The sequence below is a fragment of the Bacillus sp. M6-12 genome, assembly GCF_002860285.1.
Classification (GTDB): Bacteria; Bacillota; Bacilli; order Bacillales; family DSM-1321; genus Peribacillus.
Genome location: NZ_PGVF01000003.1, coordinates 140,680 through 162,769 on the forward strand (window position 1 = coordinate 140,680; position 22,090 = coordinate 162,769).

At 41.1% G+C, this 22,090-nt stretch carries 25 protein-coding genes and 2 pseudogenes; 2 read left to right on the forward strand and 25 right to left on the reverse strand.

The genetic code is table 11. The features are described from left to right. Window positions 1-12: 12 nt before the first annotated feature. The 4 genes from CVD28_RS05690 to CVD28_RS05705 all read right to left on the reverse strand — a co-directional run bounded on the left by CVD28_RS05690 (window position 13) and on the right by CVD28_RS05705 (window position 3,553). Window positions 13-300 (reverse strand): DUF3237 family protein, encoded by a 288-nt coding sequence (locus tag CVD28_RS05690; protein ID WP_101591414.1) that lies wholly within the window; start codon window positions 298-300, stop codon window positions 13-15. A 233-nt stretch (window positions 301-533) separates the two neighbouring features. Then, window positions 534-1,898 (reverse strand): MFS transporter, encoded by a 1,365-nt coding sequence (locus CVD28_RS05695; protein ID WP_101591415.1) that lies wholly within the window; start codon window positions 1,896-1,898, stop codon window positions 534-536. A 530-nt stretch (window positions 1,899-2,428) separates the two neighbouring features. Continuing rightward, window positions 2,429-2,590, reverse strand: coding sequence for a hypothetical protein (locus tag CVD28_RS27905; RefSeq protein ID WP_180953981.1), 162 nt, complete (start codon window positions 2,588-2,590; stop codon window positions 2,429-2,431). Between the two features lie 198 nt (window positions 2,591-2,788). Further along, window positions 2,789-3,553, reverse strand: a complete 765-nt coding sequence (locus CVD28_RS05705) for a DUF4931 domain-containing protein (protein WP_101591417.1) — start codon at window positions 3,551-3,553, stop codon at window positions 2,789-2,791. Between the two features lie 271 nt (window positions 3,554-3,824). Between CVD28_RS05705 and CVD28_RS05710 the strand changes: the two genes are divergently transcribed. Further along, the gene (locus tag CVD28_RS05710; RefSeq protein ID WP_101591418.1) at window positions 3,825-4,358 is read left to right on the forward strand and encodes a hypothetical protein; all 534 of its coding nucleotides are present in this window, start codon (window positions 3,825-3,827) and stop codon (window positions 4,356-4,358) included. A gap of 30 nt (window positions 4,359-4,388) precedes the next feature. Here the strand turns inward: CVD28_RS05710 and CVD28_RS05715 are convergent, their stop codons facing one another. The 9 genes and pseudogenes from CVD28_RS05715 to CVD28_RS29200 form a co-directional block, all read right to left on the reverse strand. Continuing rightward, complete coding sequence (locus CVD28_RS05715) at window positions 4,389-4,883, reverse strand: YkvA family protein (protein ID WP_180953983.1); 495 nt, start codon at window positions 4,881-4,883, stop codon at window positions 4,389-4,391. 225 nt (window positions 4,884-5,108) lie between these two features. Further along, window positions 5,109-5,588, reverse strand: a pseudogene (locus CVD28_RS05720) (HAD-IA family hydrolase). A gap of 62 nt (window positions 5,589-5,650) precedes the next feature. Beyond that, window positions 5,651-6,406, reverse strand: coding sequence for an alpha/beta fold hydrolase (locus CVD28_RS05725; RefSeq protein WP_101591420.1), 756 nt, complete (start codon window positions 6,404-6,406; stop codon window positions 5,651-5,653). Between the two features lie 186 nt (window positions 6,407-6,592). Continuing rightward, window positions 6,593-6,883: a hypothetical protein gene (locus tag CVD28_RS05730; RefSeq protein WP_101591421.1), complete on the reverse strand. Its 291-nt coding sequence runs from the start codon at window positions 6,881-6,883 to the stop codon at window positions 6,593-6,595. A 444-nt stretch (window positions 6,884-7,327) separates the two neighbouring features. Continuing rightward, entirely contained in the window at window positions 7,328-8,119 is a 792-nt protein-coding gene (locus tag CVD28_RS05735; protein WP_101591422.1) for an HAD family hydrolase, read from the reverse strand. 25 nt (window positions 8,120-8,144) lie between these two features. Next, a complete protein-coding gene (locus tag CVD28_RS05740) occupies window positions 8,145-8,513 on the reverse strand; it encodes a DUF2243 domain-containing protein (protein ID WP_101591423.1) in 369 nt (122 codons plus the stop codon). 121 nt (window positions 8,514-8,634) lie between these two features. After that, window positions 8,635-9,138, reverse strand: a complete 504-nt coding sequence (locus CVD28_RS05745; protein ID WP_101591562.1) for a GNAT family N-acetyltransferase — start codon at window positions 9,136-9,138, stop codon at window positions 8,635-8,637. A 14-nt stretch (window positions 9,139-9,152) separates the two neighbouring features. After that, window positions 9,153-10,157 (reverse strand): glutathione S-transferase family protein, encoded by a 1,005-nt coding sequence (locus CVD28_RS05750; RefSeq protein WP_101591424.1) that lies wholly within the window; start codon window positions 10,155-10,157, stop codon window positions 9,153-9,155. A 264-nt stretch (window positions 10,158-10,421) separates the two neighbouring features. Then, window positions 10,422-10,550, reverse strand: coding sequence for an ATP-binding protein (locus CVD28_RS29200; protein WP_180953985.1), 129 nt, complete (start codon window positions 10,548-10,550; stop codon window positions 10,422-10,424). 667 nt (window positions 10,551-11,217) lie between these two features. Here CVD28_RS29200 and CVD28_RS05760 point away from each other — a divergent pair. Then, a complete protein-coding gene (locus CVD28_RS05760; RefSeq protein ID WP_101591426.1) occupies window positions 11,218-11,478 on the forward strand; it encodes a hypothetical protein in 261 nt (86 codons plus the stop codon). Between the two features lie 86 nt (window positions 11,479-11,564). On the opposite strand, the gene CVD28_RS05765 is transcribed toward CVD28_RS05760, so the two are convergent. The 12 genes and pseudogenes from CVD28_RS05765 to pyrH all read right to left on the reverse strand — a co-directional run bounded on the left by CVD28_RS05765 (window position 11,565) and on the right by pyrH (window position 22,018). Beyond that, window positions 11,565-12,344 (reverse strand): SDR family NAD(P)-dependent oxidoreductase, encoded by a 780-nt coding sequence (locus CVD28_RS05765; RefSeq protein ID WP_101591427.1) that lies wholly within the window; start codon window positions 12,342-12,344, stop codon window positions 11,565-11,567. Window positions 12,345-12,378: 34 nt separating this feature from the next. After that, complete coding sequence (gene allD / locus CVD28_RS05770) at window positions 12,379-13,392, reverse strand: ureidoglycolate dehydrogenase (RefSeq protein ID WP_101591428.1); 1,014 nt, start codon at window positions 13,390-13,392, stop codon at window positions 12,379-12,381. Between the two features lie 14 nt (window positions 13,393-13,406). Continuing rightward, entirely contained in the window at window positions 13,407-14,399 is a 993-nt protein-coding gene (locus tag CVD28_RS05775; RefSeq protein WP_101591429.1) for a 2-hydroxyacid dehydrogenase, read from the reverse strand. Between the two features lie 27 nt (window positions 14,400-14,426). Next, the gene (locus tag CVD28_RS05780) at window positions 14,427-15,242 is read right to left on the reverse strand and encodes a carbohydrate ABC transporter permease (RefSeq protein WP_101591430.1); all 816 of its coding nucleotides are present in this window, start codon (window positions 15,240-15,242) and stop codon (window positions 14,427-14,429) included. Next, a complete protein-coding gene (locus CVD28_RS05785) occupies window positions 15,239-15,997 on the reverse strand; it encodes a carbohydrate ABC transporter permease (protein ID WP_101591431.1) in 759 nt (252 codons plus the stop codon). Before CVD28_RS05785 ends, CVD28_RS05780 begins: the two co-directional genes overlap by 4 nt. Before the next feature lie 226 nt (window positions 15,998-16,223). Continuing rightward, the gene (locus tag CVD28_RS05790) at window positions 16,224-17,537 is read right to left on the reverse strand and encodes an ABC transporter substrate-binding protein (RefSeq protein ID WP_257985766.1); all 1,314 of its coding nucleotides are present in this window, start codon (window positions 17,535-17,537) and stop codon (window positions 16,224-16,226) included. 37 nt (window positions 17,538-17,574) lie between these two features. Further along, entirely contained in the window at window positions 17,575-18,480 is a 906-nt protein-coding gene (locus CVD28_RS05795) for a sugar phosphate isomerase/epimerase family protein (protein WP_101591432.1), read from the reverse strand. Between the two features lie 15 nt (window positions 18,481-18,495). Next, complete coding sequence (locus CVD28_RS05800) at window positions 18,496-19,203, reverse strand: orotidine 5'-phosphate decarboxylase / HUMPS family protein (protein ID WP_257985767.1); 708 nt, start codon at window positions 19,201-19,203, stop codon at window positions 18,496-18,498. Between the two features lie 3 nt (window positions 19,204-19,206). After that, a complete protein-coding gene (locus CVD28_RS05805; protein WP_101591434.1) occupies window positions 19,207-20,004 on the reverse strand; it encodes an SDR family NAD(P)-dependent oxidoreductase in 798 nt (265 codons plus the stop codon). Between the two features lie 525 nt (window positions 20,005-20,529). Continuing rightward, entirely contained in the window at window positions 20,530-20,673 is a 144-nt protein-coding gene (locus CVD28_RS27910; RefSeq protein WP_180953989.1) for a hypothetical protein, read from the reverse strand. A gap of 40 nt (window positions 20,674-20,713) precedes the next feature. Then, window positions 20,714-21,073: a nuclear transport factor 2 family protein gene (locus CVD28_RS05810; RefSeq protein WP_101591435.1), complete on the reverse strand. Its 360-nt coding sequence runs from the start codon at window positions 21,071-21,073 to the stop codon at window positions 20,714-20,716. 199 nt (window positions 21,074-21,272) lie between these two features. Then, window positions 21,273-22,018: pseudogene (gene pyrH, locus CVD28_RS05815) on the reverse strand (UMP kinase). Window positions 22,019-22,090: the final 72 nt, after the last annotated feature.

A 22,090-nucleotide genomic window follows, 5' to 3' on the forward strand; every position in this document is an offset into this window, starting at 1 on the left:
GAAAAACAAGATTCATAGCACCTGATAAAATTGGATTTGAACTTGGGACGGCCTCCTCAAACCTTCACCGACAAAAATATTCCTATTTAGAAAAGCATTTTTTTTACTCCCTGTCTCAAACGAGGGTACCGTTTTAAAATAATAAGGTCCTTCCGGAACTTCTTCTCCATTAATAATGCGGTCAATAACATCCTTGGGTCCGTACCTACACCCTTTATTGACCACGTAAATATGATCTTCATCATCTGCATGAAGGGTGTAATGGGCAAGGGCTTCTGTAACACCGTCATAGCGGTTCATTTAGTACCCAGCGCCACCTGGCAAGAAAATTCCGTTTAATCCCGGACCGATAAGTCTCCTTCCCTTAATAGAGATGATCCTTCTTAGTCCTGTGCCGACATCCCCACTTCAATTGGGATGTCCACATCAATAATCGCTGTAAATCTACGATGTAGGTTATTTCCCATGTCCTTTCCACCCCTTCTCTTAAGACATAAATCCCGAAGAGATAACCTCCTCGGGATTCAATAATTTTACTTAGCTGTAGCTGCAGTCAGATCATCTTCTGCTGATTTTTGTTCACTCATATTCACATTATAGTTCGCATGCTTCTCTTGAACGAACATCATCGCCAAACCACCCAATAAAGCGGCACTGGCAATTGCTGCGAAGTTATACTGGGGCTGAAGACTCATCGTCAAAAGAATTCCTACAAATGTTGGGGCGACAATTCCCCCTAAACGGCCAAACGCCATCGTACTGCCCAGGGCAGTAGAACGCATATCAGTAGGATAGTACTGGGATACAAAAGCGTTAGACATATTCTGTACTCCCACAGATGCGGCACCTATTACTGATATCAGGGCGAACGCGATGAATGTACTATCAGTGAAACCTATAAGTGACAGGGCAATTGCACCACAGAAGAACAGTGGAACCAGAACTTTCTTAAAGCCCAACTTATCCACGAGTCTGCCAAAAATGATGGTACCTGCGATTGCACCAATTTGCATGACAGCCGTAAATGTGAGACTGGAACTAAGGTCATATCCAGCTTGCATCATAAGGCGCGGAAGCCAAGTATTCATTGAATAAATCAAAACGAATGCACTAAAGCAGGAAATCCAGAACATTATGGTACTGAATGCACGTTTTTGTTCAAACAATTTTACAACAGGTGAACCCGGCGCTTTCTGAGTAGGATTTACAAATTCCAGCGGCTTCTCCATGCTTATGCTGGAGTCGATCCTGGCAAGTACTTGCTTCGCCTCGTCCACTTTGCCTTTTTGAATAAGAAAACCAACAGATTCTGGTACACTCTTGATAATGAAGGGTATGAACAGAAGGGGAATACCCGCGAGCCAGTATATTGGCTCCCATCCAACTGTTGGCAGAAGCGAACGGCTTGTAAGTGCCGCCAAAATAGCACCGACAGAATAGCCGCAAAATACGAATGATACGAGAGCAGAACGGATATGCTTAGGTGCAAATTCTGTGGTCAGGGCAATGACATTGGGCATAACTCCCCCTAAACCGATACCAGCAATGACACGACAAGTTATAAATAAGGCTGGACCATTTGCAAAACCGGATAACATTGTAAAAAAACTAAAAAGGAATATAGTAAACAAGATAATTTTCTTTCGGCCCATTTTGTCAGCAAGCATCCCGAACAATACAGCACCGACTGCTGTACCCATTACCGTGTAACTGCCGATTGCTCCTGCTGTCACATCGGAAATTCCCCAATCCTTAATTAGAGAGGGTACTGTAGCCCCATAAATAACAACATCATATCCATCGAACATAATCACTAGAAATAGCCAGAAGATTAACCAAATATGAAAGGAATGAATACGGCTTCCGTCAACTACATTCAATGGGTTAATCGATTTCATTATAAATACCTCCTTAATGTTCATGTTCAATCCGAATTAATTTAACTTATCCCTCATACAGAAAACGCTTACATACCTCCTTCTACCCTCCTGTTCAATTATCTGAATTTTCCGCAACTTAATTGTAATCACAGGTGATTCATATTGTTAGCCGCCTATTGTAGGAAAAATGATTTTTATTTTCATCTATTTTGTTGGTGCAGGTTCTTGTACCTGCAATTAGCGAGGAGACCCGGATATGGGATTAATGCATTTTGCGTGGGTACTTTTCCGATTATCTTTCACTTTCGCTATTGTCACGATCTAGTTATTTCTAACTATAAAATTCCTAACCTCAATTTGCGTGACTTCACTTCCCAATTAAATGGGCATTAAGAATTAGAAAGAAAAGGCCATACGCCAATCCAGGCATAGTCATAACTGATTTGGCCCCCGGTATGGATAAGACCATACAGGAAGTATGGCCCGAAACCATGGTGGCTGCCAACCCCGTTTATGGATTCAACTTTTTACACGTGAATTGGATCGTTTTAGAAAGAAACTGACCAAACAGGAACCATCCCAACGGAAGCGTCGGCAGTTGCCACGTCTATTGACCACAGAACCTCACAATCTCGGGAGCCTGCATGAACTTCAACTGCTTGAAGAATGGCTTTCAAAGTTTCCTGAGCTGCATGAATTGTACCAGCCATTACAGGGAATATCATGAAAATATAATAGATATTTGAAACTTATCATCAAAAAAGGGTGATCTTGGTAAAAAATCCTAGACCACCCTAACTTTTTATTTGTCAAATTTCATGCAGAGATAGTACTTACTTAATAAAAAATCTATCTAATCTAGATGTGTTTTCATTGCAAAAAATAATGCTATGTCATAATTACCTGCATTAAAGCTGTTGATTATGTAATTTAATTACTCTGCTGGCGACTTCCTTAATATTATCCGGTACTTGCGGGAGCGAATAGCCAATAAATAACGGAGTGGTCACAAACCGGGGGATAATTTTACATATGATGCTTTCCCCCATTTGATAAAAAAATAAATTATAGCTTGTACATTTAAAATGAAAGTGGTTTAGGATAAAATCTGCTGCGGTCTGGATGCAATCAGCCATTTGATCTATGTATATTAGATCCTTCAAAATGACGTTAAATTCGTAAAATCCGACCCTCGGCTGAGTGGAAAGGTTAAATTCCAGGTGTTCACTTTTGTGGATCAGTTCCCCTTCAAAATCTTCAGGATGGATCTTTTCCCTGTAATCGATATTTTTAAAGCCTATGATTTGCATGTGCGGGTGGCGTATGGAACCTCCTGAGAAGGGGCCGTGGTTTTTGGTTAGGATTATGGACTTGTACTCGCCTTCTTCTATATACTTAAGCCAATGATGGACTGCAAAACGCATGACTTTATGTAGATGTTCTTTGCTGTACTGTGACAGCTCAGATCCGCATTCATCCGTCTCTATAAGTACTGTCTGCAATGTATCCTTTAAGGTTTCATATTTATTTTTCAATAAAATGATCGAGCCTTCCATTGCTATGATGTTTTCCAGCTGTTCAACTGCGCAAAAAGGACACTCAGCAGTCGTGTTCCTTATAGTTTCAGGCTTTTTGAACCCTGTTTGAGTCACAAAGTGCAGATGAGTATCCATTGGCAGTTCCCCCGAATCAATGTCTTTTTTATTATTATATTGAATTTCCTGCTATTCTTGCCACTATTTAAAACTTGCACAGTGCCCATATTAGAAGCTTTACTATATTTTGTAAAGAACAGTTATTTTTATAATAAATAAAGTGTAACTAATCTCTCCTAACTGGAATTAGATTGAAACTGCCCTTTTTAAAATTTTTTCCCATATCAGGGCGCGTGTCCATTCTTCTACCCAAGCATATGAATACCTTACTAAAAAGGAGAGATGAAAAGTGATTAAAAAGAAGAGAATGAGTCGGGCTCAATCAAATTCTATCCAGGAAAAAAATATTAATGATGAGGTTGGAATGAATAATACGAACCAGGTCTGGCTGAACAATAACTGGGGAAGTTTAAATCAAGATGCGTCAATGCAAACTGAAGTTCGAACGTTTAATAATAAAGTGAGCCAGGTATGGATGAACCCGCAAGCCGGGGATCAAAACCCTTTTCTGCAGGATAATGCTGTACCTGAAGTTCAAGAGAACCTCCAAGGTGAACTCAGGGAAATGTCGAATCCAAATGAAAGTGATGAAAGCATTGAGCTGCAGGAAAACATTGTTTCTGCAGTTCAGGAGAGTCTTCAGACTGAATTGCATCCTGAGAATCTGCATGAAATGGAAGTGAACATTCAGCCTTCACAGGAAGATAATATACAAATTAATGATCAGCAAGGAGAGCTCCGTCCGGATAATCAGATCCGTAACCGACGGGCGCGTTTACCATTTTGGCTGCATAAAAAACGAAACAAAACAAACACCATGTAAATCATGGTGTTTGTTTTGTTCGATCTTTAATTAATCTCGGCGGACAGTATCCTCGGATTCATTGCTGATCAGTTCATTTGATTTTTTCCATTCCAGGAACTTATCGATATCCTCTTTTACTTTTTTAAGTGTAAATGCGATAACTGCTGCGTCATCTGTAAAACCCAGTGCAGCGATTATATCAGGGATTGCATCCGCCGGCATGACAAAATAAAGTACCGTGCCGACGATAAGGGCCAGCGAACCATAGGGAATATTTCTGTAATCTCCTTTGATATAGGCTTTCACCAGCTCAAACATATTTTTTAAGCTTTCCAATGTTTCTTGGACAAAGCCTTTTTTATCCTGGTTCAGATCGGCTTTTTGTTCAGCTTCTTTAATAAGGTCTTGCAGTTTATCTGTATCATTTAAATATACCTGAGCCTTGTTCATCGCTTCTTCGTTCTTTTTTGATAAAATCGTTTCGCTTTGAAATTCATTTTTATCTTTTGTTAATGTTTTATCTTCATTCCGCTTCCAAAACAAATTTACCCCTCCATTAATAATCATTATATCAAATTTTTTTCCAGGCATTGGCCTTATTGAATTCATTATACATTGCTGCATGCGATTCCTTTTAACAAGTTATACCCACTCTGGGATGTAAATTCACGTGGATAATTTTTCTGCTATAAGATTAAGAAAAAAAGCGGCTGGTTCAAGTTTTTGAGCCAGCCGCTTATATTAAGATTTTGTTAATGAATCCTGGTATTAGGAATGAACTGCAGACCATTTATGAAAGTGTTCTTTGATTTTATTCCAATCAAGATCCTCTGTTGCAGCGACTTTGAAATCGGCTTTTTGTAAAGATTCACCGACTCCAACAGAAACCATGTCACTCGAATTGATCGAATCTATTCCTTCTGCAGCATCTTCAATGCCTATAGATCGTTTTGGAATTGCATTCAGATTTTTGCATGCAGTTAAGAAAATTTCCGGATCTGGTTTGGACTTTTTAATTTTTGAAGCATCCACACGGTAATGACTTCTTTTTCTTCCTGGGTAAAGTCATTCCTGCCGATTTCCCTCTTGGAGAATTAATTCAAGGGAATCCATGCGGCTTACTCCTTTTAGCTTTTCATTGAAAATTTCACTGGCAAACTGTTTCCACGCTAAAAAGTGATAATGGGCTGTATCTGTAATGACACCGTCCAGGTCAAAAACAACAGCATCAATTTGATTATTCGTCATCGTTGCCCCCTCCTGTTCCAAAGATGCACGGATATTTCCGGTTTTTTCAGAACTACTCCTAATTAAACAGTTAAAATAGGTTTGCCAAATTTTTTATCATTTTCAGCCAAGAATTGCTGTATTGCATTTATGTATAATTGGTGGTCAGGTTCCCACAGCCTGTGGCCGGATTCTTGAAAAACAAATACCTCTACTTTGCTATTGCAGGCTTTTTCTTTATATAATTCAATTTCCGCCTGAGTTAATATTACCCGTGGTTCCGCCGCTTTGTTGCCGCCTGTCATTAAAAGAATCGGACACTGTAAAACATGCAGCTGGTCCCATAGTTCGATATGTTCTGAATCTTTTTGGGTTCCTTTTACCGCAATCGGATTAACTAAATCCGGGAAAGCTAAAAATTTCTCAGTCCACACTGCAGGGAGGCTCGGATACTGTGCTGGATAATCCCCGATGATGATTCCTTTTACTCGTTCAGGGTACTTTAGGGCGAGGCCGAGTGCTGAAGGGGTTCCAAGTGAAAAACAGTATAAAAAGAATTCCTGTAATTTTGACTGCTGGAGCACTTTTTCAAGGTCTTCAACCAATGTTGCGTAATTATAGCCATGTTCGGGAACATCGCTTTTTCCCCTGCCTCTCTGGCTAACCGATATTACTCTTCTTGGAGATAACAAAGTACAGTCATTTAGAAAGGATTCAGCACTTCCAAATGCTCCAGGTATATGGACCAAAGGTGTTAATGAATTTTCTACAGATTCATTCCCATCCAGGTAATGAATAGTAACGCCATTATTTTGAACATACATGTTTTTAATACTCATTTGTTGGTCCCCTTTTTTTTAGCTCTTTTTAGAAATACAATAAAACCTTTTTGTTGGAAAAAGATACCTATCATTTTTATTATATATTTTTCAGAGAATGTTTTGTAATTTTATACAAAAAAAAAGCCAGCATCGCTGCTGACAATTCTTCTAATTTGATAATTTTCCCTTTCTCAATGAACATTGTTATTCGGTTACTTCTATAACAAATGGAAATGCTCGGACCTTGCGATTTTGCTGAAATTCAGCCCATATTTTGTAGATGCCCGGCTTATCAAACATTGTTTCAAATACTGGCTCCTGATCACTGGATGGATGAACATGGAGAAATTTTTTACCGTATTCATCAAGAATGACAACATGGCCCATTGCTCCCAAATACGGAGTAAGATTGGTTTGATCCAGTTCGAAAGAAAGCTTTACCTGTTCGATTGCCCTGAGTGAACTGATGGCGAGCTTTACGGTTTCTCCATCCAATGTCCTGCTTAACTCAGTGTCGGGCTCAAGTCCTTGGCCATGAGCGGCTCAACCCGGATTACCTACTACAAAAGGGACTGGTTCTGCTTCATAAGCCATATGCTTGGGTCACATACAAAAAAAGCCTGCAGACATTTGGATGCTCTGCAAGCTCATTTTCTATGGCTGTTTTCGTAAACTTTGTTGCTATTTAGAAGAGTTGTCAATTTTCACTCCAAGTGCTCGCTTTCCGCAAGGGGTGCGGTGAGCATCCTCGTCGCTAAAGCGACTGTGGGGTCTCACCTGTCCCGCTGCTCCCGCAGGACATTGAATTGGCTTCCTTGAAAAAACACCGCACGAAGGAATTGCGGAGCATTTTCGAGGAGTCTCGCACCTTCCGCAACAATCAACTATTTTCTACACAGAACCCCAGTTTAAAAATAAACATTATAGGACACAGCCTTTCTATTTATCCTTTAACTCGTCCAGGATAGGAAATAATTCTTCTAAATGCCGGATTTCATATGCTGGAACAACTTCTTCCCGGGTTTTATTATGGCGGTTAATCCAGACCGATTTGATGCCGGCCCGATTTGCGCCAAGGATATCAGTCATTAAGTTATCACCAACCATGATCACGTCATCCTTGCCCAAGGACATGCGTTCTAAGGCATGTTCAAAAAGTGAAGGATCCGGCTTCCCTTTTCCAAAATCACCTGAGATAACAATTTGGTCAAAATAAGGGACCAGTTCGGACGTGATTTCCAGCTTCGTTTTTTGAAGGTCTGGCGATCCATTAGTCAAAAGCAAAAGCTTATACTGCCCTTTTAATCTGTCGAGTGTCGCAAAGGTCTCCTCGTATACAAAGGGAAGATTCCTCCGCTCCTGTGGAAAACGTTCGGCCAGTTCAAAGCCAAACTCAGGGTCATCAATGCCCATCCTTTTAAGCCCCATTGTCCAGGCTTCTTTCCTGTAGGCGGGAACCATTGCATTCATTTTCCGAAAATCCTCCTGGTCGTCCAAAAAGTTGCCCCATAATCCTTCAAATGGATTAATCCCGATCATCTGCGTGAAAGGGTAAGTTTCATAGGAGGAATACAATTTTCGCGCCTCTTCCCGTACCGCCTCCTCAAGCTGATCCGGGTCTATCCCAAATCGTGCCTGAGCAACCTTGCATGTTGCCGCAAATGCTTCCTTAACGCTTTTTTGATCCCATAAAAGCGTGTCATCCAAATCGAAAAATACTGCTTTTATCATAACGGCCCCCATCTTTTACTAGAAGTTATGCTCCACGGAACATACTTGGCTTTTTATTAAATTTGTTATTCTGCTGTTCCCTTCGTATCCCATACCATACAAAAACACTCCCGAATACTACCAAAATGGGCTCCAGCCAATTTGCCTCAGGCCCATTGGTGATTCGGTGAAGCTGAAAAATCCAGTGGAAAACGATTATATCAAAGCTTAAGAATAATCCGGCTGCTACGATAAAGCCTTGAAAAAATGAGGCTGAGAAGAATCGCTTAAAAATACCCATCAGCAGAATGAGAATGGCCATTCCGAAAACAACTGCTCCAATCCTCCCTGCCGCGCTTTCAGCCTTTAATCCTGCAGCAAACGCTTCAATAATATGAAAAAATGAATCTGCCAATATAAAACCCGCTAATATACCTAGTAATCTCAAGAAATCAAGTCCTTTGCTTATTATGTAAAATCTCCTCCTGCTGTATAAAGGAAAAAGAAAATGGCAGCAAATGATCTGCCGTCTCAATTTATTTTAATGTAAGTCGATAGGCTTTTACAATGATTCCATCATTTGCTGGTTCAAAATCAAATTTTGGCTCCCTTTTAAAACCCATTGATTCATACAGCCTCATAGCGCCCTCCATGAATTGCCCCGTATGAAGCCCAATAGAGGAAAATCCTTTTGCCTCCGCTCTCCTGATACACTCAGAAACAAGTCCTTTTGCAGCCCCTTTACCGCGTGCCTCTGGTGTCACAGAGAGCATTCGGATTTCAGGATAGTCTAGTTCTTCAAGATACCCTTCATATGCATCACTTTTAGCAGGAAACAATGCAACACTGCCTACAACCTGGCCGTCCAGCTCTGCGACGATAAGCTCAACTCCCTCCAGAGTGTCTGCTTCAGATGAAATTGCCTTTTTTAGGGCATTCCAGTGATCCACAGGGATTTTTGCTGCATGTTCCTGATATGAATGGACTCGCTGTTCGCGGATATAAGCTAATTCATCGTTCGCGGCGTCTCGGATTATCATAGTTTTCCTCGCTCTCATATTTGCTTGCTATTAATCAAGAACTTATTACGTCTGCCGCTTAAGGCTTCCCGATTATGTCTGGATTGAAGTCCTGAAAGGTCAGGCCCCTTAGGCAAGATGTTTTTACTCTTGTGGTCATCACTTGCTATATGGTTTGACAGGTGGTAATGCATTTTTATTGCATGGAAATCAGTTGTATCACCGAAGCCGGGGGTTTGAAATAAATCTCTGACATAGCCCCACAGATTAGGAAAATCAACAATCCGGCTGCGATTCGTCTTAAATGCCGAGTAGTATGCAGCGTCAAAGCGGATTAATGTGGCATACAGCCTGACATCTGAATCTGATATATAATCACCAAATAAGAAACGCTTTTGTGAAAGCCTGTGCTCCAATTCATCCAATCTGGCAAACAATGTATCATATGCTGCTTCATATGCTTCCTGAGAACGGGCGAAACCGCACTTATAAACCCCGTTGTTTACATCATGGAATATTACTTCATTGAGAATATCAATCTCATTGCGCATGTTTTCCGGATACAAATCTGGCGCATTTTCCTTGTGCAGCGGAGCCCAAACTGTTTCGAGGTAGTTTGTCAGTTTAAAATAATCGTTGTTGACTACCTTCCTTTCCTTAACATCTATTATGACTGGTACCGTTGGCCTGCCAGTGTAGCCAGGATCTGTTTGTTTATAAATTTCACTTATGTACTTAATACCGAGTACCGGGTCTATCCCATCCTGATCCAAAGAAAACTCCCAGTCTACATGAGGGACATTAGGCCGCATCGGACTTGCAGTACCGAGGCTGATTGCATCCTCCAGTCCCAGTATTTTTCTAACAATCACAGATCGGTGAGCCCATGGGCAAACAGCTGACCAAAGCAAACGATATCTTCCCGCCTCCACCGGCAGTTCCCCGGGACCATTACCAAATGGAATAGTAAATCTATTTGCCTGGCGATTAAATGACCCATCTGCCTTTATTTCGCTTATATTTCCTGATTCAGAAGCCATTGTATCCCCCTCTGGATTTTTATCATAATTTTACACAAGGCTAAACTATATTTCCAATTGTCAGATTTTATAAAAGTAAGAAATCAAGGTTAATAGAGTGTAAGCTTCAGTTCTCGAGAAATCAATGCATCTGATTTTTCATTGGGAATTTGCATCTTCACAGCAAGCCCATTTCCAGGCTGTGAATGAAACTCAATGCTACCGCTAAAATTTGGATTCTTTCCCTCGTGCCTGATAGACCCATGCTGGTAAAAGAAGATGTAATTACACAATATCAAGGCCAATGCCATCATCGGAGTATTGCAGCTGAACCATATCTTCCCGTACCGTCATATGAACTTGCAGATGGGAAGCCTGAGAATGTTTCGCAGCATTATTAAGGAGCTCTTGCACAATTCGATATAGGCCAATGGTTTTTCTTCATTTCAGTGTGAGGCCGGCTTTATTATCCGCCTTAAAAACTATTATAAAGGTTGAAGAAAGCCGGGTGTACTCCATTTCCCTCAGCAGCGGAGGGCCAGTTCATTGCAGGTCATCTTAATTTGGTGAGTTCCTGGGCTGTAATAGCTTCTTTGTGTGCGGCCATAAGATGAAGCTTATCTTCCGGAAAAAGTGGGTCAAATGCATTTTTGCCAACCATCTCTTCGGCGCTGGAACATAGAACACCTTCAAATGAAGGCGTTACATACTTTACTAATATCCATCGTATGCTTCGTAATCAGCTCGAATTCTCAATTTACATTGCTTGTAATTTCCAAATTTTTAACCACCACTCAGGTTAATTTTACCTTTACGAACATTTTACACGATATGAATGAAGTGTGAAGCTTCTATTTTTGATAACAGTTAAATATGTATACTCTCGCTTGCTTCCGTTTTGATGGGGAATCCAGAACTAAAACTTTGCCAGTAATGACTATTTGGAGAATTTTTAAAAGAACTTCAGCTCTAAGATTAATGAATCGATCAAACAGTACTTCTGCCTGACTGTTTCAGAAAGTTGGACAGCGCATTAAATGGCATTATGTAATATAATGGAATTAAAAAAGAGGTGAACTCATTGCAAGAAATTATTGGGTTCTTATTAGGAGATCTGGATTTATTTTATCCTTTGCTGCTCGCTTCGGTCTTTATCTTTGTTTATGCGATTGTAAAACGCTCGTGGGCAGCGATGCTGTTAAGCGGTATTTTGCTGCTTCCGGATGCCATCTATTTCAGCGGATATCCGTCTGTCCCATTCGCCATTGGTATTCCTCTTATCCAAGTATTTTTTGCGGTTATTTACTATCGGGAAATAAAACTAACGAAGAGCGCCTTATAAAAAAAGACAAGAAAAAAAGCCTTTTACAAAAGGCAAAATGATTTCTTTTGTATGTATGTGTTTTACTGTTGTTTTATTGGGTTATCCTATTTATATGCATTCCCTGGAAATTGCGTGGCATATTTTCCGCCGCTGATGTCAATCATCGTCCCGGTAATATAACCGGCAGCATCTGATGATAAAAAGCAGATTAGATTGGCAATGTCTTCCTTCTCTCCCCACTTCCGAATAGTTAATGTGTCCAGAAGGCGATTTTGCTGATCCTCCGGCAGCTCTGCAAATCCGTTCAGTGTACTGGGAACCATGCCTGCTGCATAGCAATTGACCGTTATCCCCCATGGTCCCAGTTCGCCTGCAAGCACCCTTGTAAAATGTCTGACTCCCGATTTTGACGCTCCATAAGCGGACCCATTAATGGTTGGTATAATCGCGGCAAATGAGGCTGTATTAATTATGCGGCCAGATTTTTGGGTTTTCATGATGGGAGCCACCGCTTTACACATTAGAAACGTGCCTTTAAGGTTTACGTCGAGACAGAAATCCCACGTTTCTTCTGATAAAGTTTCAACCGGTCCGTCTCCTGTAACACCTGCATTATTAATCAGAATATCGATCCGGCCGTATTTCTTTACAACTTGATCGACAACCTCCGCTATTCTTTCACTGTCTCTAATATCACAGATGAATTGTGTTCCCTGTAAGCCTTCATTGGCAAATTCATCTGCCACATCATACAAATCCGGCTGACTAACATCAATTGCGACGGAGTATACCCCCTCTCGAGCGAGCTTGAAAAGGATCTCTTTCCCTATTCCCTTGCCGCCACCTGTTACAATCGCTACTTTTCCAGAAAGATCAATCTGCATGGAAACTTTCCTTCCTTCTGTGGTTTTGGTTTTCCTAACCGTTAGATAAAAACTGCCAGACTGATTCAGGTATTGGGATTCCGTTATTTAACCGTTTTTCCTCTGAGAGAGATTCCGGTTCTCCAGGTACCAATACTCGAGTAAAACCATTTGCCGGCTTTAAAGCGTGAATTTCCTGAATCATGCGATCCATATTGCTTAAAAAACTTTCGGCCAGCGTGAATTTCGCCGGATCGATTACCATAAAAAAATGACCTAATTCTCTCATTTTATTGTAGTCATCGTACATTTTCGCAATATGCGGCCCAAACGCAGATCCTGTTAGCAGCCCGCTGAAAATATCAACTACCATACTAAAGCCATAACCTTTTGCTCCGCCAAAGGGAAGCAAGTAAGCCACTTTATCTGGATCTGTGGTTGGAATCCCTTCTTGATCAACGCCCCAATCTTCGGGGATTGTCTTACCGTATTCTTTCGCATTCAATATCTTGCCAAACGCTGCGTTGCTTGTAGCTAAATCAAGTATGATAGGCTTCTCCTGTTTGGCCGGAAAGCCAAAAGCAATCGGATTGGTCCCAAAATAAGGCTCTGCTGCTCCAAACGGCACGACAATGGTATCCGTATGAGTCATTGCAATGCCTATAAGGTGTTCATCTGCGGCTTGCTTCACAAAATAAGATAAAGCGCCGCAATGACTGCTGCGTTTTACGCCAACGGCACCAATTCCTGTTTTCTGAGCCAATGTAATAGCATGTTCCATAGCCTTTTTTGATACATCATGCCCGAACCCATTATCGCCATCATACATAGCGGTCGACGGACCAGTCTGCTCAATAGAGTGGGAGGAACGGGTATTGAGTCCTCCTTCTTTAATCCGTTTTACATAATGCTCTGTACGCAGTACGCCATGGGAATCCACTCCGCGTAAATTAGCATGAACCAGCACATCTGCAACGGTGTTCGCTTCTTCCTCCCGAACGTTTACTGCTGAAAGTTTTTTGATCACCAGTTTTCTTAAAAATTGATGGGAAACAATTCGATCACCCATTATTTTGTCTCCTTTCACACAGTGCCGTCCGTCTCAAGCACGCTTGGATTAAGCAGATTCATTGGTGTTTCACCTTGAAGAGCCTGCTGTAAATTTTTAATCCCATGGTCAACCATCCGGCTTCTTGTCTCTTTAGTTGCAGAACCAATATGCGGAAGAAGGACAACATTCTCCATTGATAACAGTTCACTTTTATGCTCTAAGGGCTCTTGCTCAAAAACATCTAATCCTGCCCCAAAAATCGTTCCGTTCTTTAGCGATTGAATCAATGCAACCTGATCGACAACTGCTCCGCGGGCGCCATTAATCAATATCGCAGATTTTTTCATAAGGTTGAGTTCTGCTTCTCCAATTAAATGAAAGGTTTCTGAGGTTAACGGAATGGTAAGACAAACAAAGTCCGATGACTGCAATAACTCGGATAACCCGCAATAAGAAGCACCGTATTGTTTTTCTGCCTTTTCATCACGGGTTCGCTTGTGGTAGAGTACTTTCATATCAAACCCTAAAGCGGCCCGTTTTGCGACAGCCCGTCCGATTCTTCCCATGCCCACAATTCCAACTGTCTTGTGGTGGACATCAAGGCCAAACTCACTTTCAGTGATTTCTTCATGCCATTTTTTTGCCCGAATATAGCGGTCCAGCTCGGATATCCGACGGCTCGCAGTAAGCAGCAATCCGAAAATCATATCAGCAGTTGTGTCTGTTAAAGCATCTGGAGCATTGGTAGCAATAATTCGGCGTTCTGTTAATTCATCTATCGGTAAATTATCATATCCAGCGGAAAAATTACTCACCACTCTAAGCTGAGGTGCCCGGTCTAGAATTTCATTGGTGATCTTCATAGTGCTTCCAAGCAGACCATCTGCATTAGCTAAATGCCTGTTAAAATCGTCGTGATTTTGTTCATTTATTTCTTCAAAGTAAGCAACATCACAATGTTTCTGAAGCTTTTCCAGGAACCGGGTAGGAATTTTCCGATAAACGATAACCTTTGATTTCTCCATTATTTTTTCTCCCTCTAAAGGTTTACTTTAGCCTTTTACAGCTCCTGCTGTTATTCCGCTGATGATATAACGCTGGACCAGCAAAGATATGATCAGGATAGGCAATGTAATGATGACTGCTGCCGCCATTAGCGCACCCCAGTTAATTTCTGAATAGGACATAAAGTTAAATATAGCAATCGGCAGTGTTTTTGTCCGATCTCCGGAAAGCACCAGCGCAAACATGAAGTTATTCCAGGATAAAATAAAGGACATAAGTGAAGCAGTGATAATACCCGGTGTCACTAAAGGAAGCATGACACGGACGAATGCTCCCTGCAGCGTGCAGCCATCGATCCGTGCCGCATCCTCCAGCTCCTGCGGCAAGCTTTCAAAGGAAGAAATCATTATCCAGATGATAAAAGGCAGGCCGACTAGCATATGGCTGAGTACCAAAGCCGTATAAGAATCTACTAAACTTAACTTGGAAAAGATAATAAACCATGGAATCATAAACGAAATACCCGGCACAATTCTGGCTATTAAAATAGCAAAGCCGAATTTATGCTGTTTATATCTTGCAATCGCAAACGCAGCCGGCAAACCAAAAATCAGCCCCAAAATGGTCGATGCCAAAGCGACAATAAAGCTGTTAAAGATAAACTGAATATAGTCGTATTCATTAAATACGGATATAAAGTTTTCAAAAGTAGGTTTAAAGAATAACAGAGAATCGGAAGACATGATTTGCGCCTGCGTTTTTAAAGATGCCAGGATCATCCATAGAAATGGAAAAATAAAAACTAAAGTGACTAAAAGAATAAGTATGTAGTACAGGATGTTCATTCTCTTTTTTGTTTTCATAGTGTCACCTCTGTTTTTTTCCGAAGAATGATAATTAAGGAACTAAATCCTAGAACAATCATAAAAAAGAGGACCAAAATCGAGCTGGTGTAGCCTAAACGGAAGTATTGAAAACCATTTACAAAGCCGTAAATATTTAAAGTTTCCGTAGCATAACCTGGGCCGCCCTGTGTCATTGCATATATCAGGTCAAATTGTTTTATCGCATCTATTGCACGAAGCAAAACTGCCGCAAAGATGGTTGGCAATAATAACGGAAAAGTGATTTTCCAGAACACCTGCCAGGAATTAGCCCCATCCACCGCAGCGGCTTCATAATATTCACCTGGTATTTGGGATAAACCCGCAAGTGTAATAAGTGTAATCATTGGCGTCCACTGCCAAGTATCTACAAGTGCGATCGCCGGAAGAGCTTGCGTCGGGGAGGCCAGCCATAATTGGGGGTCAATCCCAAGGTATGATAAAAATTCATTTGCAAAACCAATCGATGGCTCAAAGATTAGGAGCCATACTAAACCAACCGCCACCGGTGTAGATACCATCGGCAAGAGGAATAACGTTTTAATGAGCTGATTTCCCCTGAATTTCCTATTAAATAACACCGCAATGGCAACGCCTAATACGGTCTGGAATACTAAAGCCAATGCTGTAAAATAAAACGTCCGGAAAAAGGCAGGCCAAAAACGGGGATCTTCAAACAGCAGCTCTTTAAAGTTGTCGAGGAAGACCCAACGAGGCGGCTCAAGGCTTGACATGCTCCATTCAAAGAAGCTCAGGTAAAAAGTGTATCCGATAGGAAAAGCTATCATGACAAATACAAAAATCACTGAAGGCAATAGAAAAATATATTTTAAATGCCTTTCAATCCAGAGTTCGATTTTAATCAGCCTCCTTTTTTGAAATTTATGCTATTATGCAACCGGTTTCTAAAAGGATCAGATCGATTCTGATCCTTTTTTTGAAACCTTGTTGTCATTCCGGTTACTTGCTTTCCCGATCTAGCAACTCCTGGAATTGCTTATTTGCGTCTTTAGCGGCTTTTTCCACATCCTTGCCTGAGATGGCTGCCACAATTACCCCGCCAATAATATCGCGGGCCTCATTTACCTTTATTACAAGCGGCCTATCATATTCCTTGCCCATTTCATTTGATTTGTTAATAACCGCAACCAGTTCTTCAGGGAAGGATTTTGTGCCATCCGGGCTGTCCCAAACGGATTGACGCGGTCCTGGAACGCCTGTGCTTTGAATTTTTCCAACAATTTCCTTGCTTGTTGCCCACTTCAAAAACTCCCATGAAGCATCTTTATGCTCTGATTTTGGATTCATTGCCAGCCCCCATGAAGTTACGTTATATGGGTGCTGTCCGTTTGGCCCGCTTGGAAATTCAACAAAGCCAACCTTATCGCCAACAGTTGATTTAGCAGGATCCAGAAGATTTGGGTAGATGCTGTCTGCATCTGTATACATGGCGGCTTTCCCCTGTCCAAACAATCCAGAAGCTTGCGGCCAGCTCATGTTTAATACTCCCGGCGGTCCATAATCCTTTAGCATACTTCCGTAAAACTTAAAGGCTTCAATAGCCTCCGGTGTATCCAGTGCAGCTTTTCCATCAACAAAGAAGTCTCCGCCAAATCCATATAAATAACTGGAAAATTGGGTTACAGATGGTGAGCGCTGTCCCCTTGAAACAATTCCGTAAAAATCATTTTTCGGATCATTCAGCTTTTCTGCCACTGCTTTTACTTCTTCAAGTGTTTTAGGCGGTGTAAGGTTATTCTTCTCAAAAATATCTTTGCGGTAATATAAGATTTCCCTTTCTGTTACCAATGGGATTCCAAACATCTTCTCATCCGCTTTTAATGAATCAATGGAGGATGGAGAAAAGTCTTTAATATCCCACTCAGCATCACTTGTGTAGCTGCTGATATCATCTGCCCAGCCATTAATATTAAACAGTTTTCCTTCCTGCAGCGGCCGGATCATATAAACATCAATGCTTTTTGAACCTGATGTGAACTCAGTTGATAGCTTTTGAGTTAATTGATCTTCAAAATATTTTTCCAGCTTTACTTTAATTCCAGTTTCTTTTTCAAACTCCGGTATTAATGGCTCAATAGCTTCGGTCCAAGGATGGTTCGCTCCTACAACACGAAGTTCAGCCGGTTTCTTTTCTTCCTTGCTGCCGCCTCCACCTTTGGTTTCCGTGCTGGTGTCACCGCCCGAACAGGCTGCCAAGGCAGTGGTAAGAGCCAGAGCACTTGCTAAAAAAAAACTTTTAAATTTCATGCTCATTTCTAGTCCCCCTTTTTGTTTTGCTTATTGAAAATAATCAAGCTTCAAAAACCTGATTGATTTTCCCTTTTAAAAAATCTACTGATTCCTTTAATTCACCAAGACCATTTACCCCATCTTCTATCGAAATCCAGTTGCTAAAACCAGCAGACTTCAAAATATCAAAGATCTGGTCATAATCATTGATTCCTTTTCCGATTACACCATGTGCCAATGCTTCCGAATAACCTTGCAAGGAGTAATCCTTTAAATCTTCTAATGTATAGCCGTCCTTTAAATAACGATCGCTCGCGTGCATGGTAATCGTTCTATCCTTTACTTGATTTAATAGTTTGATAGGGTCCTCCCCTGCAAATATCGCGTTCGACGGATCAAAATTCACACCAAAAAAAGGAGAAGATATTTCCGATATTATTTCAAGGTAAATATCAGATGCTTGCGCAAACTCAGGATAGTTCCAAAAACCGTCTTTATAATGGTTTTCCATCACAAGATACACTTGTTTTTCCTCAGCATAAGGCAGGAGTTTGTTAATACTCTCCACTGTCCAGCGTATTCCTTCTTCTCTGGAAACCTGCGGCCGCTTTTGTCCTGAAAGTACCCGGCAGCTGCGGAATTCAGCTGGCCCTAGATAAGCCATGACATTGATCATTTGTTTCATTTTTTCAATTTCCTGGTTCCGGAAAGCTTCATCAGGATGGGTAAAATCAGGTGATGAACACATCATTGGAATGTCCAGTCCTTCTTGCAGTGCTGCCTGTTTTACTTTCTCCAAATAAGATACCTCCGTGCTTTCAAGGAAAAGCGGATATAGTTCCAGCCCATCCGCTTCCAATGTGCCGGCCAGCATGATCCATTCAAACAATGTCATCCGGCCATCGGATAATTCATCCATATACCCTTTTGGAAAGACCGAGATTTTCACTCTGTCATTAAATGACATCCTAACTCTCCTCTATTAGTAGTTTTTAACCTTATGAACAAGGTCCTCAAGAACAGCTTTTAATTCGAATTTATTGGTGCTTGGCCGAAATTCTTTCTTGTCAATTACAAGGGGTGCCCCAACGACGACCAACGGAGCGCCATGCTTTGGCATTTCGGCTGCTTGAGCAACTGATAAGCCGCCAACTGCCTGTACTGGAATAGAAACTGCATTGACTACTTTATCCAGGTGGTCGAATGGACTTCTTTCCGGATCTTCGCCCCGTTCATCAAAACCAGTATGTACGATGATATAATCTACGCCATTTTCCTCAAGCATTTTTGCGCAGGCAACAGGGTCAGCTGCAGCCATAATATCTCCCATCACTTCAATGTTGTAATCGCGGGCTGCTTTTACAACAGCTCTTATGGTAGCTGGATGAGCGACTCCCATAACAACCACATGGGTTGCGCCTGCTTTTGCCATCATTTCCGCTTCCAGATAGCCGCCGTCCATTGTTTTCAGGTCTGCCACGATAGGGTAATCCGGATAAGCCCCTCTTAAAGCCCGAACAGCATGGAGTCCCTCCCCTAATAAAAGCGGTGTTCCCACCTCAATCCAGTCGATACCTGCCTCCACTGCTATTTCAGCCATTTCAAGAGCATCCACTAAATTCGTCAGGTCTAATGAAATTTGGACAATTGGTTCCATCAATTTCTCTCCAGTCTTTTGGGTTTCATTCAATATTCATTTTTCCCTGCAAACAATTGTTTCGCCAGTTAAATAATCAGCCTGGCTGCTTGCTAAAAACAGAACTATTTTTGACATATCTTCAGGATTAGCCACCTTTTGAAGACGGGACAGTCCTTCTTGATTAAAAACATTATCACTTTCCGTCCGGGTAGCTTTGAAGCGGCCAGTATAGGTTGCAGCTGGTGCAATGCAATTTACGTTTACGTCATAAGGCCGAAGTTCAGCTCCTAAACATAGCGTGTAATGTGAGATGGCTGCTTTGGCAGACGCATAAATAATACCCGCCGCTGCCGGCACATGCCCTGCTGCAGAACCAACATTAATGATCTTGCCGGTTCTTCTGCTTCTCATATGAGCGCCCATATATTTGCACATACACATCACATTCAGCAGATTAAGATTGAGAACGGCCTGAATATCTTCGACCTTAATATCAATTGCATTGTTTGGATCCGGCCGCGGTGTTTTAGCCCCAATATCCCCTCCAGCGTTATTTACTAAAATATCAATCTGCCCAAACTGATTAATCGCCTGTTCTGTAAATGTTTGGATTTGGTCAGGACAGGTCAAATCAGCAGTAAGAAAAGCGGAACGGCGGCCCAACGACCTTATTTCATCTGCCACGGCTTCCCCTGAAGGAGCCTCACCGAATTGGGCGGCAGCATTTGCACTGACATCATGAATGATTACATCTGCTCCCGCACGGGCAAGATCCAGTGCATATTGCCGTCCAAGCCCCCGGCTTGAACCTGTAACCAAAGCGATCTTTCCCTTTAAATCGTTATCCAGCATGTTTCATCACCTCATCATTTTCATAATTCTCATAACCTAAGTTTTTTTGTGAGAGTGGAAAGACGTTCTTATCCTGTTGAAAAAAGGAGTATGTTGCCTATCACCTCCACTTTTGCATTGATTTAGTATCGCAATTCAACTTACTGCGAACATAAAAAATTGAATGGTTGTATTAATCTCACAGCCTGGAAGATGATGAAGTCCGTTGATTTTTTAAAAGGAACTAACATAAAGCTTGACCCATTCATCTCTATTTTTAACAGGTAATGAAAACTCTTGTCCTTTTAAACTATGTAGCTGTATTACTTTTCATTACCATTTACGCTGTAACGCTTTCCATAACTTCTCATATCAGTTCTACTAATAACACCGTCATAGAAAAACTTTTATCCACTATCATTGCAGATAGGTGGATGACTAAATTAATAAGTGAATCTCAGGAGTGGATAGTAAATTTGTTCAAAAAAAAGAGAGCTGCTGTCAGCTCTCCTTCTCCCGTTTTTGATTCTTTATTGATAGCGTTATTTAACTCACTTCTTTAGCTAAGTCAGGCTTTAGCAATTTGACACTTTCAAAAACTTTTCCAAGTTTAAATGTTCCTTGTCCGAAAGCTGCGTCTGGTTTCTCATTACCCGCCATTTTACCCCCGCCAATCATAAAGGTTTTCACATATATTCCTCTATCCAAATTCACTGTTATCTTCAATTAATTAAAGCGAAGTATTTGTACCTTGATGAAAGAACATTTGCCATCTACCCCCATTAAATTTCCAGATGGAGCTGCGCAGTGAATGCTGTTCTTTTATATGGTTATATATTCTGTAAGTGGTTAACACGATCTCTTCAGACAATGGATGAATTTCAAAATCACTCATTGTCATTTTTGCCACACTTAATCCCTCTTTACCAATTCCCTCATCCTTGTACAAGACCTTACCAGAGCTTCCAAATTCAAAGAAGCTTTCTGCAAGTATTTGCTTGAGCTTTTCTGGAGATGTGCGAATCTCTGACTTTAACAACAATTCTTCCAGTTCACGTAAATGTTCTTTTAAAGAAGATTCCATCGCCATATTTACACCTCCATTATTTTGTACATCGAACAAGCTGCCGGGTTCCTAATAGAATTATAATCTAATAGGTATCAGATCTTCGTAGCGGCAACAACTATTGCCATACTTTCAACGTTGAGTAATGAAAAGTTTTTTCCAAATTTCATTCGGATTGTTCCCATGATTATGAAAGGATGCTAAGTCACTCAGCCTAAACCTCTTAAACCAGATCTTCCATTAGCATTGTTGTTTCTTCGCTTATTAAGGTGCCTATTTGTTGACCTGTGCAGAGTTTCCTCATTGCTCCGGATTCAGTAAAATTAAAGATATGGACTGGCAGGTTAAAGTCTCTTGCAAGCAAAAGGGCTGACTGGTCCATCACTTTTATATTATTTTGGACTACATCGGTATAGTTTAAATTTGTGTACATTTTAGCGTTCCTGTCTATTTTTGGGTCCGCGGTGAAGACTCCATTTACCCCTTGTTTGGCTACTAAAAGGGCATCGCAATTCATTTCAACTGCCCGCTGAACGCTTGGATAATCTGTTGTTACAAAAGGCTGCCCATTTCCTCCGCCAAAAATAACTATATAGCCTTTATCCAAATGGTGCATCGCTTTCAATCGTATGTATGGCTCAGCAACCGATGGAGCTGGAACAGAGGTCATTACCCGCACTTCTTTTTCAGTTTTGGACTTCAATACGCCTCTTAGCATAAGGCTATTTATGATTGTCCCTAAGGTGCCTATATTATCAGCCTCTACCCTGTCAATTCCCCATTGGCTTGATAAGTTTCCTCTAAAGATATTTCCGCCGCCGATCACAATGGCCACCTCTACCCCATGTCTGTTAAAGAAATAATTTCGGTTGTTATATGCTCTAAGTTTTCCACTCCAAAGCTTTCACCAGTTTTACTTACTAAGGCACCACCGCTTAATTTAAATTAAACTCTTTTGTACTTGGCCATAATAAATTCCTCCTAAAAATAAAGGAGCCAAAGCAAAATGCTTTGACCCCTGAAATAAAAATAAAATAAAAG

What these genes read in the sequence shown, in the direction of transcription:
- CVD28_RS05705 (WP_101591417.1), bottom strand. Translation starts at nt 3,553, where the DNA reads ATGGATACTCATCTGCACTTTGTGACTCAAACAGGGTTCAAAAAGCCT.
- CVD28_RS05725 (WP_101591420.1), bottom strand. Translation starts at nt 6,406, where the DNA reads ATGAGTATTAAAAACATGTATGTTCAAAATAATGGCGTTACTATTCAT.
- CVD28_RS05775 (WP_101591429.1), bottom strand. Translation starts at nt 14,399, where the DNA reads ATGGAGAAATCAAAGGTTATCGTTTATCGGAAAATTCCTACCCGGTTC.
- CVD28_RS05810 (WP_101591435.1), bottom strand. Translation starts at nt 21,073, where the DNA reads ATGGCGATGGAATCTTCTTTAAAAGAACATTTACGTGAACTGGAAGAA.
- CVD28_RS05780 (WP_101591430.1), bottom strand. Translation starts at nt 15,242, where the DNA reads ATGAAAACAAAAAAGAGAATGAACATCCTGTACTACATACTTATTCTT.
- CVD28_RS27905 (WP_180953981.1), bottom strand. Translation starts at nt 2,590, where the DNA reads ATGGCTGGTACAATTCATGCAGCTCAGGAAACTTTGAAAGCCATTCTT.
- CVD28_RS05695 (WP_101591415.1), bottom strand. Translation starts at nt 1,898, where the DNA reads ATGAAATCGATTAACCCATTGAATGTAGTTGACGGAAGCCGTATTCAT.
- CVD28_RS05790 (WP_257985766.1), bottom strand. Translation starts at nt 17,537, where the DNA reads ATGAGCATGAAATTTAAAAGTTTTTTTTTAGCAAGTGCTCTGGCTCTT.
- CVD28_RS05795 (WP_101591432.1), bottom strand. Translation starts at nt 18,480, where the DNA reads ATGTCATTTAATGACAGAGTGAAAATCTCGGTCTTTCCAAAAGGGTAT.
- CVD28_RS05785 (WP_101591431.1), bottom strand. Translation starts at nt 15,997, where the DNA reads ATGTCAAGCCTTGAGCCGCCTCGTTGGGTCTTCCTCGACAACTTTAAA.
- CVD28_RS05750 (WP_101591424.1), bottom strand. Translation starts at nt 10,157, where the DNA reads ATGGCTTCTGAATCAGGAAATATAAGCGAAATAAAGGCAGATGGGTCA.
- CVD28_RS05735 (WP_101591422.1), bottom strand. Translation starts at nt 8,119, where the DNA reads ATGATAAAAGCAGTATTTTTCGATTTGGATGACACGCTTTTATGGGAT.
- CVD28_RS05765 (WP_101591427.1), bottom strand. Translation starts at nt 12,344, where the DNA reads ATGCAGATTGATCTTTCTGGAAAAGTAGCGATTGTAACAGGTGGCGGC.
- allD (WP_101591428.1), bottom strand. Translation starts at nt 13,392, where the DNA reads ATGGGTGATCGAATTGTTTCCCATCAATTTTTAAGAAAACTGGTGATC.
- CVD28_RS05805 (WP_101591434.1), bottom strand. Translation starts at nt 20,004, where the DNA reads ATGCTGGATAACGATTTAAAGGGAAAGATCGCTTTGGTTACAGGTTCA.
- CVD28_RS05745 (WP_101591562.1), bottom strand. Translation starts at nt 9,138, where the DNA reads ATGATAATCCGAGACGCCGCGAACGATGAATTAGCTTATATCCGCGAA.
- CVD28_RS05690 (WP_101591414.1), bottom strand. Translation starts at nt 300, where the DNA reads ATGAACCGCTATGACGGTGTTACAGAAGCCCTTGCCCATTACACCCTT.